Below are 16,246 nucleotides of genomic sequence, written 5' to 3'. Positions count from 1 at the left end.
TATAAAAGCATTTACGCACAATAAGAACTTTTGGTTTTAAAAAAATTAAAATATTTTTTAAAATACTGATTTTAAACTATTTGAAATCTATTTTTTTTAGTGTTATAAAAATGAAATAAAATATTCTACTGCTAAAACTTCTAAACAAAAAAAAAAGCCTCGCAAATTGCGAGGCTTTCTATATTCAAAAAATTTCAAGAAATTATTTTTTCTCTGATTTTTCCATTTTAGCTTTTAATGCAGCTAACATATCATTGTTGTCACCTAAAGTTGCAGCTGGTGCATTTGTAGATGAGTTAGATGAAGTGTTTTCAGTAGCAGTTTTCACATTTTTCTCTTCTTCTTCACGGAAGATAGCAGTGTGAGATGCAACTACTCTTTTGAATTCTTTATTGAATTCGATTACTTTGAAATCAGCTGAATCACCTTTTTTCAATTTCTTTCCGTCTTCTTTTTCAAGGTGACGAGTAGGAATGAAAGCAACGATATCATCTCCAAATTCTACAGTAGCTCCTTTGTCAACGATTTCAGAAATTTCACCTGTGTGGATAGTTCCAACTGCGAAAGAATCTTCATACTGATCCCAAGGATTAGCAGTAGTTTGTTTGTGACCTAAAGATAATTTACGTCCATCAACATCTAATTCTAATACTACTACGTCTAATTTTTCACCAACATTTACAAATTCAGATGGGTGCTTGATTTTCTTAGTCCAAGATAAGTCAGAGATGTAAATTAATCCATCAATTCCTTCTTCTAATTCTACGAAAATACCAAAGTTTGTAAAGTTTCTAACGATACCTGAATGTTTAGAACCTACAGGATATTTAGAAGTGATATCAGTCCAAGGATCTTGAGACAATTGTTTGATACCTAATGACATTTTACGGTCATCTCTGTCTAAAGTTAAGATAACTGCTTCAACAACATCACCTACTTTTACGAAATCTTGAGCAGAACGTAAATGAGTAGACCAAGACATTTCAGAAACGTGGATCAAACCTTCAACACCTTCAGCAACTTCGATGAAAGCACCGTAATCAGCGATTACAACTACTTTACCTTTTACTTTGTCTCCAATAGCTAATTTCGCATCAAGAGCATCCCAAGGGTGAGCGTTTAATTGTTTCAATCCTAATTGTATTCTTGTTTTTTCGTCATCGAAATCAAGGATTACAACGTTTAATTTTTGATCTAATTCAAGAACTTCAGATGGGTGGTTGATTCTTGACCAAGAAAGGTCAGTAATGTGAATCAAACCATCAACTCCACCTAAGTCAATAAAGACACCATAAGAAGTAATGTTTTTAACAACACCTTCTAATACTTGTCCTTTTTGTAATTGACCGATGATTTCTTTTTTCTGGATTTCGATATCCGCTTCAATAAGCGCTTTATGAGAAACAACAACATTTTTGAATTCGTGGTTAATTTTTACCACTTTGAATTCCATCATTTTGTTTACATATACATCGTAGTCTCTAATTGGTTTAACATCAATTTGAGATCCTGGTAAGAAAGCTTCAATTCCGAAAACGTCAACGATCATACCACCTTTAGTTCTGCATTTTACAAAACCATTAACGATTTCTCCTGTTTCGTTAGCCGAAATAACTCTATCCCATGATTTGATAGTACGTGCTTTTCTGTGAGATAAAACTAATTGACCAGTTTTGTCCTCACGGATGTCAATTAATACTTCAACAGTATCACCTACTTTTAAGTTTGGGTTGTAACGGAATTCGTTCAATGAAATAACACCTTCCGATTTTGCGTTGATATCAACGATAACGTCTCTATCTGTAATTCTAACAACTGTACCATCAACCACTTCTTCTTGATCCGTAGCGATGAATGTTTTTGAAACTAGTTCTTCGAATTCTAATAAGTTTTTCTCATCAACAGCATCAATACCTTCTTCGAAATTGTGCCAGTTAAAATTTGCTAAAAACTCTTCTTGTGATTTTACTTGTTCAGACATGCTGATTAAAAATTTGTATTCTGTATTTTCTCGAGTTTCTTAATGTGCCAGAAAACAGCAGAAGTTGTTTGTATAATTAATTGAACCCCAAAGGAAACTCTTATTCACCAAAAGGACTGCAAAAGTAACACTTTTATATTAAATAGCAAAATATTTGTATTGCGATAATCGATTGATTATTAGGAGCACAACATTTTGGGGTTATTATAAACTCTGCTCCCGCTTTCCGCTGTATCCACGCACAAAAGCGTGGGATGCCGCTTCAATCGGGGCTAATTAACTTCAACTGGTTTTTCAACACAAAAAAACCCGATAACTATTTTTTAGTTATCGGGTTCTATTTATTTGTCTGTCACTTTTTAATGGCTTATATTTTCAACATCCAAAGGATTGTGCTTGTGCTTGAAAAGTACAGCAAATGCTACCGCAATTATCAATGCGTATATTGCAAAAGCCAGCCAAATCGTATGCCAGTCTTTCATTAATATCACTTTGCTGAACAATCCATCAGCTCCTATTGAATTCCCTTGACCAGTTACAAACTCTAACATTTTTGAATTTGTAGTTTCTGTTTCCAGAAAACCAGCTAACTCAGTAGTATTGTTAAATGATTTTGTAAAATATTTATCGATAGCCCATCCAGAAGTAAAACTTCCCAAAACTGCTCCAAAACCATTGGTCATCATCATAAACAAACCTTGTGCAGAAGAACGATTTTTTGGATCTGTATTCGTTTCTACAAATAAGGAACCTGAGATATTGAAAAAATCAAATGCCATTCCGTAAACTACGCAAGACATAATAATCATCCATAATCCGCTTGTTGGATTTCCATACGCAAATAATCCAAAACGCAATACCCACGCCAACATACTAATCAACATAACCTGTTTGATTCCAAAACGTCTTAAAAAGAAAGGAATTGCAAGAATAAATAAAGTCTCCGATATTTGAGAAATGGACATGATAATCGTTGAATATTCCACTACGAAAGAATCCGCATATTTTGGAAAATGTTTGAATTCATCCAAGAAAACATCTCCGTAAGCATTTGTCAATTGCAGCGCACCTCCTAAAAACATAGAAAAAACAAAAAACAAAGCCATTTTATAATCGGCAAACAACTTGAAAGACTCTAATCCTAATGTTTCCATTACAGATGCATTCTCTTTCGATAAGCGTTGCGGTTTACATTTTGGTAAAGTAAAAGAATAAATTCCCAGAACAATTGCCGCTAAACCGGCAATATAAAACTGATATTCAGTTGCTTTATTTCCAGTTAAATTGGTAATCCACATTGCAACAATAAAACCGATTGTTCCCCAAACCCTAATAGGCGGGAAATTCTTGATCACATCTTTATTGTTTAGTTTAAGTGCCGTGTAGGAAATAGAATTACTCAAAGCAATCGTTGGCATATAAAAACACATTGCCAAAAGCATAATGTAAATAAAGGTTTCAGGAGTAGAAACTTGTGGAATGTAGAATAGAACCCCAGCATATAAAATATGAAGAATTCCGTATAGTTTTTCGGCATTTACCCATCTGTCGGCGATAATTCCGGTCAATGTTGGCATAAATAAGGAAGCAATTCCCATCGTTCCAAAAACTAATCCAAACTGAGTTCCTTCCCAATTCTTGGTGCCAAACCAATAATTTGCAATGGTAATCAGCCAAGCTCCCCAAACAAAAAACTGAAGAAAACTCATTATTACCAATCTATTTTTAATTCCCATGAGATGAATTGTTTTTTTATTTTAAAAAATTTACAAGGCGTAAATCTACTATTAAAAATGAAATCTGCAAATAATTATATCGTTTTAGTAATTTCATTTACCAATTCTAAAACGAGCTCGAATTGTTCCTCACGATTCAAATGTGAATTATCAATTTCTACCGCATCTTCAGCCATGACTAAAGGAGAATCTTCGCGGTGTGTATCTATGTAATCGCGCTCTTCCACATTTTTGAGAACTTCTTCAAATGTGACCTTATCGCCTTTTGCAACCAATTCATCGTAACGTCTTTGCGCTCTTGTGGTTGCGCTGGCGGTCATGAATATTTTTAACTCCGCATCTGGAAAAACAACGGTACCAATATCTCTGCCATCCATTACAATTCCTTTGTCTTTTCCCATTTCTTTTTGCTGTTCCACTAATTTGGCACGAACTTCTGAAACTTCAGCTACTTTACTCACAAAACTGGAAACTTCAATCGTTCTGATTTCTGTTTCAACATTCACATCATTTAAATACATTTCGCCAAAACCCAAATCCGCGTTGAATTTGAATTGCAATTTTATATTTGGCAAACTATTAATCAAGGTTTGTTTATCAAAAGATTCCTCATTTATGTAACCGTTTTGCATCGCAAATAAAGTTACGGCACGATACATCGCTCCCGTATCTACATAAATATATCCCAACTGATTGGCGAGTTGTTTTGCTAAAGTACTTTTTCCTGTAGAGGAGAAACCGTCAATGGCGATAGTAATTTTTTTATTCAAAATGTAAAATTTAAAGTTCTTTGTTATGTCAAAATTATTACTGGAAATTAACTGTCAGTCCAAATAAACTGGTATTTCCGGCTAATGTGTATCTGGAATACGAATAATTGAATTTCAGTTTATTTAATTTGAGTCCGAAACCCAATGAAACTCCGGAAAAATTCCTTTGTTCTTCAAGGCGTAATTCCTCTGCTCTTCTAAAATTATATCCCACTCTTAGATTAAAGGCTTTTTTAGGAAAAAGTTCTACACCCACAATTATGTGACGCAAAGCATTATTCACAAACGATACTTTTTCTTCAGTGGATTCGCCATCAAAAGAAGATTCTGCTCTGGCTGGATTTGAAAAGGCAATATTCCATTGTTGTAAATTTTCCAATGTAAGATGCCACCGAATAGGAACGTTTTCCAATTCCTGTGAAACTCCGGCAATGATTTCAAGCGGCAGTTTCTCATTTGTACCATTATAAGTTGAAAACTGAGTTCCAATATTTCGAATAGCCAACGCCCAATTAACATCGTTTCTTTCATCAATAAACAAAGCACCAATGTCTAGCGCTCCACCAAAAGAATGATAGGTTTCTAAACTGGAGGAGATCAGTTTTGCACTGGCTCCAATATGAATGTCGGTATACGGGATATTATAAGCATACCCAAAAGAAAGGGCAATTTCGCTTCCTGTAAACTCTGATGTGGGCTGACCATTTTCGTCAAAACCTTCAAAATTACCATAGTTGACATAATTTACTCCGGCCTGAAAAGTTTGCAAATGCCGGTCGTAAGTATAGGCGTAGGAAGCCGTTCCATAAGTAACTTCTTTATAATAACTCCCATAATTTAAGGCCAAGTGGTTGTCCATTTCAGCATTTATTGTTGCTGGATTAAAATGGGCTTGATTTACATCATCATCGTAAATCGTGATTACTTTTCCTCCCAAAGCTGCTTGTCTTGGCGAAGTCACCAAATTCAAAAACTGATAGGTATACTTCCCTCCTATTTGACTGTAAGAAACAGTACAAATAATAAGGAAACAGTATAGTAGAAGTTTTTTTAACATGCTTTAAATTGCAGTTGGTGTAAAATAAAAACGCAACTGCGAAGATAAAATTATAAATACAATAAATGGCAACTTTGAAACTCGTAATTGCAAATAAAAAATCCAAATTCCATCTCTTGAAAATCAAGTTTTGAAATTTGGATTTTTGATATTTATAATTTGTTATTTACTACAAATCTTTGGCGTTTTTTACTTTCTGATCAGTCAAAGCGTATTTTAATACTTCGCTCATTTCTTTTACATAATGAAAAGAAAGTCCTTCAAGATATTCAGGTTTTATTTCATCAATATCACTCTTATTTTCATGACACAGAATAATTTCTTTGATATTTGCTCTTTTTGCTGCCAAGATTTTTTCTTTGATTCCGCCTACCGGTAAAACTTTTCCACGCAACGTGATTTCTCCTGTCATGGCTAAGTTTTTCTTCACTCGTTTTTGTGTAAACAAAGAAACCAAAGAAGTCAACATTGCAATTCCGGCACTTGGACCGTCTTTTGGCGTGGCTCCTTCCGGAACGTGCAAGTGAATATTATATTTAGAAAGTATTTCTGAATCCAATCCTAAAAGTTTTGCATTGGCCTTGATATATTCTAAAGCAATTGTCGCAGATTCTTTCATGACAGTACCTAAGTTTCCGGTGATAGTCATAGTTCCTTTTCCTGGGGAAAGCAAGGATTCTATAAACAAAATATCACCACCAACAGAGGTCCAAGCCAAACCAGTTACCACTCCGGCAACATCATTATTCTCGTATTTATCTCTTTCTAATCTTGGAACACCAAGTGTTTTTATGATATCTTCGTCCGTTACTTTTTTGTTATACTCTTCCTCCATTGCAACTGATTTGGCTGCATTACGGATTACTTGAGCAATTTTAGCTTCTAAACCACGAACTCCAGATTCACGCGTATATCCTTCAACGATTTTTTCTAATTGTTTCTTTCCAATAGTCAAATCTTTAGTTGTCAAACCGTGTTCTCTCAATTGTCTTGGAAACAAATGCTGACGCGCAATTTCTACCTTTTCTTCAATTGTGTAACCTGACATTTTGATGATTTCCATTCTGTCTTTCAACGCAGGTTGGATCGCAGCCATGTTATTAGAAGTCGCAATAAACATAACTTTCGACAAATCATATCCCATTTCAAGGAAATTATCATAAAAAGAATTGTTTTGTTCCGGATCTAAAACCTCCAGTAATGCCGAGGATGGATCCCCTTGATTACTGTTTGATAGTTTATCAATTTCATCCAAAACAAAAACTGGATTTGAGGTTCCCGCTTTTTTCAAACTTTGAATAATTCGTCCTGGCATGGCGCCAATATAGGTTTTTCTGTGTCCGCGAATTTCCGCTTCATCACGCAATCCACCAAGGGAAATTCTAACGTATTTTCTACCCAAAGCTTCTGCAATAGAGCGTCCAATTGAAGTTTTACCAACTCCCGGAGGTCCTGTCAAACATATGATTGGCGACTTCATATCATTTCGCAATTTTAAAACTGCCAAATGCTCTATCATTCTTTTCTTCACATCTTCAAGACCAAAATGATCTCTGTCCAATATTTTTTGAGCTCTTTTTAAATCAAAATTATCTTTTGAATATTCGTTCCAAGGCAATTCCAAGAACAACTCTAAGTAATTTCTTTGAATTCCAAAATCTGGCGCTTGCGGATTCATGCGACGCATTTTAGACAATTCTTTTTCGAAATGTTTTTTGGTTTTCTCATCCCATTTTTTAGTCAAAGACTTTTGCAACATTTCGTCCATTTCCTCTTCCTGAGAAACACCACCCAATTCTTCCTGAATGGTTTTCATTTGTTGGTGCAAGAAATATTCACGTTGTTGTTGGTCTAAGTCGAAACGAACTTTGGACTGAATATCATTTTTCAATTCGAGTTTTTGCAACTCAATATTCATATAACGCAGCGTTTCTAAAGCTCTTCCTTTCAACTCATTAATAGCCAGTAAATCTTGTTTTTCTTTAACAGTAAGATTCATATTAGAAGTCACAAAATTAACTAAAAATGATTGACTTTCAATGTTTTTGATAGCAAAAGTAGCTTCACTTGGAATATTGGGACTTTCTTTGATAATCTGAATCGCTAGTTCTTTGATAGAATCTAAAATTGCTACAAATTCAGTATCATTTTTCTTAGGTCTTTTCTCAGGAACTTCTTTAATTTTAGCTGTCAAGTAAGGTGATTCCTCAACAATTTCGTCAATTTCGAAACGTTTTTTACCCTGAAGAATTACGGTGATATTTCCATCCGGCATCTTTAACACGCGCAAAATTCGGGCAACTGTACCTATTTTATGAATATCATCTTTGGTTGGATCTTCATCTTCTTCGTTGATTTGAGCAACGACTCCAATTGTTTTTCCAGCTGCATTGGCGTCATTAATCAATTTTATTGATTTATCACGCCCTGCAGTAATTGGTATTACAACTCCAGGAAATAAAACCATATTTCGCAAAGGTAAAATAGCCAATAGTTCCGGTAAAGCCTCATTATTCATTTCCTCCTCATCCTCGGGAGTCAAAAGTGGAATTAAATCTGCTTCCGAATCAAATTCCTGAAGTGACAGATTGTCAATAGTAAGTATTTTATGATTTGACATATATTATTTAAGTCTTTTTGTCATTAAAAAATTCATTCTTTAAGCAAATATAAGGTTTCAAAATAGTCTTTTAATATAAAAGCGATGTTTAATCCTCAAAATTTGCATAACGGTAAGAGAGTCAATCTTTGTGCCAAAAGAAGGTATCTTTATCCTATTTTTCATCCGAAAGTAAAAATTCAGGTCACTAAAACAGATACAAATTAATCACTGAATGAGCAATCAAATGAAAATTTTAGTTTTATTTTTATAAAAGTGTAACAAAGAAAAAAATAACATGTCCTTATATTAAATTACAAGCCGCTGTTTGAATGTAAATCAACATAATATCGAAGAATTGATTTTGCTCTGCAAGCAAAAAAATCAAAAAGCACAATGCGAAATTTACAATCGCTATGCAAAAGCCATGTATAATGTCTCGCATCGAATCGTAAAAGACAGCCATTTTGCGGAGGATGTAATGCAGGAAAGTTTCTTAAAAGCATTCACTCGAATAGATGATTACAAGCAAGAAGTTGCTTTTGGCGCTTGGTTAAAAAGAATTGTGGTGAATTGCAGTATTGATTTTTACAAAAAGAACAATCAATTCAAACCGGAAGATTTTGATGCTACACTTTATAAAATAGAGGAAACTGAAATTGGCATTTTAGAAAACACTTCTTTCAGAGATTTAAAAGTAAAACAAATTTTAGACACCATCACTTCATTGAAATACAATTACAGAATGGTTTTAACACTATTTTTCATTGAAGGATACGATCAGGAAGAAATTAGCGAAATTTTGAATATCAGTTATGCCAATTGCAGAACTACACTGAGCAGAGCCAAAGATTGTTTGCGAAAAAAACTAGAGGAAATATGAAAAAGGAAAATAAAAAACTTGACCAATTATTTGAGAAATTTGAAAATCAATGGGATATTGAGTCTCCTGAAAGTGATCATGAAGAACGATTTGTCAGTAAATTAAAGACTAAAAAAACAAATTGGAAGCATTTTGTTTCTATTGGAATCGCTGCTTCTATCGTAGTTATGTTAGGACTTTCAATCTTCAATACTACTCCTAAAAAAACTGAGGAATTGCAATTTGCATCAAAAGAAACGAAACAAACGGATTCGATTTTTACTATTTTAATTGAAAAGGAATTAGAAAAAATAAAAGTAAAAAAATCGCCTGAAAACGAAAAAATCATTGCTGATGCACTCAAACAAATGCGAACATTGGACAATGATTACGACAAAATAATTAAGGAACTTGAAACCAATGGAGAAAGTAAACAGATTATTTATGCAATGATCAGCAATCTTCAGACGCGGATTTCTTTTTTGCAAAGCGTACTGCAACATATTGAAAATAAGGAACAAAAAATAAACATAGCTGATGAAAAAACAATGTAAACTACTGATTTTATTTATTTTAATTCCATTTTTTGGACATGCAATTGACAATGACTTCCTGCATTCCAAAGAAAAGAATATTAAAAAAGCGTATTATGTAAATCCTGACGCAACGCTTTCGATTGACAATTCGTACGGTACTATTTCAGTAACCACTTGGAACGAAAATAAAATTGAACTTGACATAAGTATCAAAGTGAGCGGTGATAATGAGAATTGGGTCAACCAGCGCATAGAAACCATAGCTGTTGATATAGTCGCTTTGAAAGGAATGATTTCTGCCAAAACAATTCTGGGAAATTCCAGTTATAAAGGTCAAGGTAAAAACAATAGTTTTGAGATAAACTATACGCTCAAAATTCCAAAAAATGGAAGTGTAAAACTCAATAATAAATATGGTAATATTAGCACCTCTGATTTATTTGCAGAAGCGGATATCAAATGTAAATATGGAAAAATAACCTTGGGGAGATTGTCTGGAAACAGCACTATTCAAATGGAATATTGCTCCAACTCAAGTATTGTATTTCTAAAAAACGCAATGGTAACAGCCAAATATTCGAATCTAAAAATTGGCGAAACAACTAAGTTAGATTTAATTTCGGATTACACAGACATCGAAATTGAGCAAAGTGATGGCATTAAATACAATAGTAAATATGGGAAAATCAGAATTCAAAATGTAAAAACCTTAGACGCATCAGGAAATTATTTGACGATAAAAATCGGAGAAGTGTTTGATCATTTGAAACTGAACACGAAATACAGTTCTTTAGCCGTTCAATCGATTAATGCAAAGGCAAATTCGGTTACTGTAGTTGCCGGATATACTGGAATCAATATTGGATACCAGACTAATTTTGCTTTTGATTTTAATGTTCTTTTAAAATACGCTACTTTTAAATATGATTCTGATTTAGAAATTGATTCTAAAGAAGAAGCATCAAATTCTAAAAAATACAGCGGTTTTCACAAGAAAAAAGGGCTTAACAATTTGAATATAATTTCAGATTACGGAAATGTAACATTAACTAAAAACCAATAACCTAAAAACAAAACTTATGAAAAAATCAATTCAATTATTTGTCAGTTGCGCAGTATTAATCACGTCGTTGGCTCAAGCACAATGGTCCAATAAAGCTAAAATAACTGGTAACGGAACTGTTGTGTCTGAAAAAAGAACAACATCTTCTTATAATGAAATTGCTGTAATAGGCTTTTTTGATGTGGAATTAGTTTCGGGAAATGAAGGAAACATAACTGTAAAAGGAGAAGAAAATTTACTGCCATACATCAAAATTGAAGTTGCGAATCAAGTTTTGAAAATTTATTCAGAAAAGAACAAATACATTAGTAGCAGCAAAGGAAAACAAATTATTATAACTGTTCCTTTCGAAAGTATTAATCAAGTTTCTTTGACCGGTTCTGGAGATATTTTGACTAAAAATCGCATCCAATCAAAATCATTTTCAGCTAAATTAATTGGCTCCGGCGACATGGATTTAGAAATAGAAGCAGATGATCTTGATGCTAATTTAAGCGGTTCCGGAGACTTAAAACTAACCGGAACAACGGTAAATTTAAACAGTAATTTAAACGGATCAGGTGATATAGATGCCGCAAATTTAAAAGCTAAAAACGTAACAGCAACCGTTTCTGGATCAGGAGACAATACAGTTTTTTGCAGTGAAAGCCTTCATGCCAGAGTTTCAGGTTCGGGAGATATTGAATACAAAGGCGATCCAAAGAAAAAAGATACCAAAGTGACTGGATCAGGGAATATTTCAAAGTCTTAACTTCGAATTTAGCATTTTACAATAAGGTGTTTTATTAATTTAAAACGCCTTTTTTTGGCACTCGTTTCAACAAAAGAACAGCTATCACAAAAAATACTCCCAGAAATACGATGGCAAGTCTCGGACTGCCAGTAATCTGATCAATAATTCCGTATACTAACATTCCAATTACGATTCCAATTTTTTCAGCAACATCATAAAAACTAAAAAAAGAAGCTGTATCCTGCGTTTCTGGCAATAATTTAGAATAAGTTGAACGTGATAAAGCTTGAATTCCTCCCATTACAAGTCCTGCAATTCCTGCCATAACATAAAAATGTATGGGTAAAGTAATAAAAAATGCAAGTGCGCAAAAAACTGCCCAAATACAATTAATGAAAATCAAAGTTGGAATATTACCAAATTTTTCTGAGGCTCTGGAAGTTAGAACTGCACCGAGAACGGCCACTAATTGAATGATTAAAATACAAATAATCAAACCCGTTGTACTCTCCGCTTTAGAAGACCAAGCAATTTCTTGTGCACCAAAGTAAGTGGCGACAAGCATTACAGTTTGCACTGCCATACTAGAAACAAAAAAACCTCCTAAATATCGTTTCAATGCAATATTTTCTTTTAATAAAAACCATACTTTTTTTAACTCTTTAAAACCATTCAATACAACGTGATGCGTTACTTTGCTGTTTGCGTTTTTATTTCCTTTTGGTAAAAAATAATACGTGTACTGACTGAATAAAACCCACCAAACTCCCACCATTACAAAAGAATATCGCATAGCTTTCATAGCTGCTTCACCATCAGTTCCAGAAATCCCAAAAAGTTTTGGTTTCATAATCATCGCTAAATTTATAATCAATAAAATTACACTTCCTATATATCCTAAGGAATATCCTTTGGCACTGATCTTATCTTGTTGCTCTACAAAAGCTATGTCTGGCAAATAGGAATTATAAAAAACTAAACTGCCCCAATATCCAATCAATCCTAGAAAATAAAATGCTAAACCAAGATATATATTGTCAAGATTGAACCAATACAATCCCATGCAAGACAAAGCTCCCAGATAACAAAAGAATTTCATAAATGATTTTTTATCTCCCACATAATCAGCAATACCAGACAACAATGGAGAAATAAAAGCCACTAATAAAAATGCAAAAGCGGTAACGAAACTAATTAAAGCTGAATTTTTAAGATGTAAACCAAAAACATCAATATAATGATCTCGCTCAGAAAACAAAGCTTCATAAAAAATAGGAAAAACTGCAGATGCAATAGTAAGTGTATAAACGGAATTAGCCCAATCATAGAAAGCCCATGCATTCAATAATTTTTTACTTCCTTTAGGTAAATCAGCCATGTTTATTTTATTTATGTTGCGAATTTATTTAATTTTTATTGATAAAATCAAATAAACAACTTTATTTGATATTAACAAATTGCGGCATAATTGCAATGTATTTAAAAGTCGCAAAATAGTATAAAGAAAAAAGGCTACTCTCACTTGAGAATAGCCTTTTTAAATGTTCGACAAAGAACACTATAATTTCAAATTGTTATTTGTAAATAATACCAACTTTAGCAGCTAAAGCTTTAGCTTCTGGAATTAATGCTTTTAAATTTGCAATTCTTGTTGCATCAGAAGGGTGTGTGCTAAAAAACTCTGATGGCGCTTGACCTGAAGATTGAGTAGCCATTCTAGACCAGAAATTAATAGATTCATCTGGATTATACCCTGCAATTGCCATTAAAGTAAGTCCAATTTTATCTGCTTCTGTCTCGTGATTTCTACTAAAAGGTAGCATTACACCATATTGTGAACCCAAACCATAAGCTTGACCCCATATTTGTTGTGTTTGTTCACTTTTACCTCCAGTTGCTACAGCAACTCCTACAGCTCCTAATTGTTGCAATTGAGATGCACTCATACGTTGAGCTCCATGATTTGCTAAGGCGTGAGAAACTTCATGTCCCATTACAGTTGCTAAACCTGAATCATTCAATGTTACTGGCAAAATCCCTGAATAAACAACAATTTTCCCTCCAGGCATACACCAAGCGTTCACTTCTTTATTGTCAATTAATTTATATTCCCAACGGTAGTCCGCTAAATATTGTGATTGCCCTAAATAAATTAAATATTTTTCTGCAGCAGCCTTAATTCGCATCCCAACTGCTTCCACTTTTCTAGCATCTGCAGTTCCGGTAATTACTTTATTTTCCTTTAAAAAAGTACCATATTGTTGAAAAGATGTTGGAAACAGTTCACTGTTAGAAACAAAATTTAAACTTTTTTTCCCTGTAATTGGATTAGTAGCACAAGAATAAACTAATCCTGCTGCGAAAATCCCTATTAATAAATGCTTTTTCATAATTTTAAATATTAAATATTTAACAAAAATACACGTATTCTAAAGTTTAATATTTACATAATTAAATATAAAAGTTTCAACTTTATTGTTATTCTCCAATGATATGCAATGCTGTAAACTCCTTATCAACAATTAAATAGTTGTCATTTTCTAAAGTAATGCTGTCAAACGGGACTTCTACATTATCTATTTCTACTGTTTTTACCTTAAATGGTAATCCAATAAGATTTATTTTGTACTTAGAATAATTCGTATCGTATTTTCCTTCTTTATGCAATTGAATGATTAGTTCATTTTCTCTACCGGTTGCTTGAAATGACAAAAAGCTATAGCGTCCTTTTTTATAGTCATAACCATCTTGAGCATCCTCATACACTACTGATTTTTCTTTACCTTCTTTATAATAAATATCTAAAGTCAGTTCATCAAATTCTAATTCACCTACATATTGTTGCACTGGATATTTAGGAATAATTGCTCCCGCTTTTACAAAAATTGGAATCTGATCAAATTTAGTATCAACCCAGATTTCTTTACCTCCTTTTACTTCTTCATTCGTCCAATAATTATACCATTGTCCACGTGGAATATACATTCTTCGTCCTAAAGAATTTGGTTCTAAAATAGGGCAAACTAATATTTGATTTCCAAAAACAAATTCATCATTTCTGTAATGCGTTTGAATATCTTCCTGATCATAATATACCAATGGTTTAAGCATAGGAATCCCTTCCTCAATATACTGCCAAAACATGGTGTATAAATAAGGTAATAATTGATATCTTAAATTGACAAATTTTCTGGTGATATCGATAACTTCTTCGTCAAAAGCCCATGGCTCCTGATCTCCGTGATCTCCAGAAGAGTGTGTTCTGCAAAATGGATGAAAAACGCCCAATTGAATCCAGCGTGCATACAACTCGCCTGAAGGCTGCTCTGCAAATCCACCAATATCAGATCCTGTGAAACCCATTCCTGAAATAGACATGCGTTGTACCTGAATATTTGCTATCCACAAATGTTCCCAAGTAGCCACATTATCTCCAGTCCAAGACGATGTGTAGCGTTGCGCGCCTGCATACGCTGATCTCGTAATTACAAAAGGTCTTTTTGGATATGCAAATCGTTTCACGCCGTGATACGTTGCTCTGGCCATTTGTGTTCCGTAAATATTGTGCGCTTTTCTATGACTGCAAGGATTTCCATCGTAATCGTGACGTACATCCATAGGAAACGTTTTATTAGGAACCTCCATAACAGCTGGTTCGTTCATATCGTTCCACACTCCTTTTACTCCAATATCTGATATTAATTCTTTGAATAATCCTGCCCACCATTCTCTTACCGCAGGATTTGTATAATCTGGAAAATTACATTCTCCCGGCCAAACTTTCCCTTTCATGTAAGGGCCATCAGCTCTTTTGCAGAAATAATCTTTCTCTAAAGCTTCTTTATAAATTGAATATTCTTTGTCAATCTTGATTCCTGGATCAATAATTACCACAGTTTTAAAACCGTCTTCGGCTAATTCAGCCACCATTCTTTTAGGATCGGGGAAATATTCTTTGTTCCAAGTGAAACATCGAAAACCTTCCATATAATCAATATCCAAATACAAAGCATCACAAGGAATTTTCAATTCTCTAAATTTTGCAGCAACTTCTTTTAAATTACTTTCCGGATAATAACTCCATTTACATTGGTGATATCCAAGTGCCCAAAGTGGCGGTAGTTCTGGTTTACCCGTCAAATGGGTATAGGTTGTAACGACATCCTGCATTTCAGGACCGTAAATGAAGTAATAATTCATTTCTCCTCCTTCAGCCCAAAAACTGGTTACATTTCTTCGTTCATGACAAAAATCAAAATAGGTTCTAAAAGTATTATCAAAGAAAATACCGTATGATTGTTTGTTTTGTAAGCCAATATAAAACGGAACTACCTTGTATAAAGGTTCTTGATCTTTTTGAAAAGCATATTGATCTGTGGCAAAATTTTCCAGTCTCTTACCTTTAAGATTCATTTGGGTTGCTTTATCGCCAAGTCCATAAAAACATTCTCCATCCTTGGAAGATTTACTCATTTTTACGATATTTCCACCGTATTCATAGCTTTCTTCCCAATGAAATCCCAACTCATCTTCTAAGATAATAGTATCCTCTAAATCATAAATTGACAATCGCATGTCATTTTTTTGAATTCTGCACTTTACTTTACTAGTTTTTATCTGATAATAATCCTCAACTTCTGAAACTTCCAAGTGGTTATATCCATGTGAATGATTTTTATCTACAGCATAAGAAAAATCGTTGCTGAAATACCCTTTTGTAGTAAATCTAAACCGAATTAAACTATCTCTCAATACGGTTACTTTTAATATGACACTATTATCAGTATGGAAACTTATGGAATCAACTTCATGCTCAAAAGAGACTATTTTGGTAGGGTATAAATCTCCTTTATATTCTAATTCTGTATTTGTAATCATATTTTATGGTATTTACTTTAATCTTTATCTA

General features: G+C 33.5%; 12 protein-coding genes. 4 read left to right on the top strand and 8 right to left on the bottom strand.

The window, feature by feature from the left end; genetic code table 11:
* Positions 1–202: 202 nt before the first annotated feature.
* The 5 genes from rpsA to lon all read right to left on the bottom strand — a co-directional run bounded on the left by rpsA (position 203) and on the right by lon (position 8,164).
* Positions 203–1,981 carry a 30S ribosomal protein S1 gene (gene rpsA, locus IWX80_RS14970; RefSeq protein WP_113633917.1) on the bottom strand — a complete coding sequence of 593 codons (1,779 nt, stop codon included), beginning with the start codon at positions 1,979–1,981 and terminating at the stop codon, positions 203–205.
* 359 nt (positions 1,982–2,340) lie between these two features.
* The gene (locus IWX80_RS14965) at positions 2,341–3,717 is read right to left on the bottom strand and encodes a nucleoside permease (RefSeq protein WP_196854133.1); all 1,377 of its coding nucleotides are present in this window, start codon (positions 3,715–3,717) and stop codon (positions 2,341–2,343) included.
* Between the two features lie 74 nt (positions 3,718–3,791).
* Complete coding sequence (cmk, locus tag IWX80_RS14960) at positions 3,792–4,487, bottom strand: (d)CMP kinase (RefSeq protein ID WP_196854132.1); 696 nt, start codon at positions 4,485–4,487, stop codon at positions 3,792–3,794.
* A 37-nt stretch (positions 4,488–4,524) separates the two neighbouring features.
* Positions 4,525–5,544 carry a type IX secretion system protein PorQ gene (gene porQ / locus IWX80_RS14955; protein ID WP_196854131.1) on the bottom strand — a complete coding sequence of 340 codons (1,020 nt, stop codon included), beginning with the start codon at positions 5,542–5,544 and terminating at the stop codon, positions 4,525–4,527.
* 169 nt (positions 5,545–5,713) lie between these two features.
* Positions 5,714–8,164, bottom strand: coding sequence for an endopeptidase La (lon, locus tag IWX80_RS14950; RefSeq protein WP_196854130.1), 2,451 nt, complete (start codon positions 8,162–8,164; stop codon positions 5,714–5,716).
* 307 nt (positions 8,165–8,471) lie between these two features.
* Between lon and IWX80_RS14945 the strand changes: the two genes are divergently transcribed.
* The 4 genes from IWX80_RS14945 to IWX80_RS14930 are packed head-to-tail and all read left to right on the top strand — an operon-like array spanning position 8,472 to position 11,355.
* On the top strand, positions 8,472–9,026 hold the full coding sequence (locus IWX80_RS14945; RefSeq protein ID WP_196854129.1) for an RNA polymerase sigma factor: 555 nt from the start codon (positions 8,472–8,474) through the stop codon (positions 9,024–9,026).
* Complete coding sequence (locus IWX80_RS14940; RefSeq protein ID WP_196854128.1) at positions 9,023–9,559, top strand: anti-sigma factor; 537 nt, start codon at positions 9,023–9,025, stop codon at positions 9,557–9,559. The genes IWX80_RS14945 and IWX80_RS14940 overlap by 4 nt, the downstream gene beginning before the upstream one ends.
* Positions 9,543–10,604, top strand: a complete 1,062-nt coding sequence (locus IWX80_RS14935; protein ID WP_196854127.1) for a hypothetical protein — start codon at positions 9,543–9,545, stop codon at positions 10,602–10,604. The genes IWX80_RS14940 and IWX80_RS14935 overlap by 17 nt, the downstream gene beginning before the upstream one ends.
* Positions 10,605–10,620: 16 nt before the next feature.
* Positions 10,621–11,355: a head GIN domain-containing protein gene (locus IWX80_RS14930; protein ID WP_196854126.1), complete on the top strand. Its 735-nt coding sequence runs from the start codon at positions 10,621–10,623 to the stop codon at positions 11,353–11,355.
* A gap of 34 nt (positions 11,356–11,389) precedes the next feature.
* Here the strand turns inward: IWX80_RS14930 and IWX80_RS14925 are convergent, their stop codons facing one another.
* The 3 genes from IWX80_RS14925 to IWX80_RS14915 all read right to left on the bottom strand — a co-directional run bounded on the left by IWX80_RS14925 (position 11,390) and on the right by IWX80_RS14915 (position 16,215).
* Complete coding sequence (locus IWX80_RS14925) at positions 11,390–12,715, bottom strand: MFS transporter (protein ID WP_196854125.1); 1,326 nt, start codon at positions 12,713–12,715, stop codon at positions 11,390–11,392.
* A gap of 196 nt (positions 12,716–12,911) precedes the next feature.
* The gene (locus IWX80_RS14920) at positions 12,912–13,727 is read right to left on the bottom strand and encodes a M48 family metallopeptidase (RefSeq protein ID WP_196854124.1); all 816 of its coding nucleotides are present in this window, start codon (positions 13,725–13,727) and stop codon (positions 12,912–12,914) included.
* Positions 13,728–13,815: 88 nt separating this feature from the next.
* The gene (locus IWX80_RS14915) at positions 13,816–16,215 is read right to left on the bottom strand and encodes a glycoside hydrolase family 31 protein (RefSeq protein ID WP_196854123.1); all 2,400 of its coding nucleotides are present in this window, start codon (positions 16,213–16,215) and stop codon (positions 13,816–13,818) included.
* Positions 16,216–16,246 lie beyond the last annotated feature (31 nt).

The organism is Flavobacterium sp. CAN_S2 (assembly GCF_015752255.1).
Lineage (GTDB): Bacteria > Bacteroidota > Bacteroidia > Flavobacteriales > Flavobacteriaceae > Flavobacterium.
This window is presented reverse-complemented; position numbering and strand designations above follow the sequence as displayed.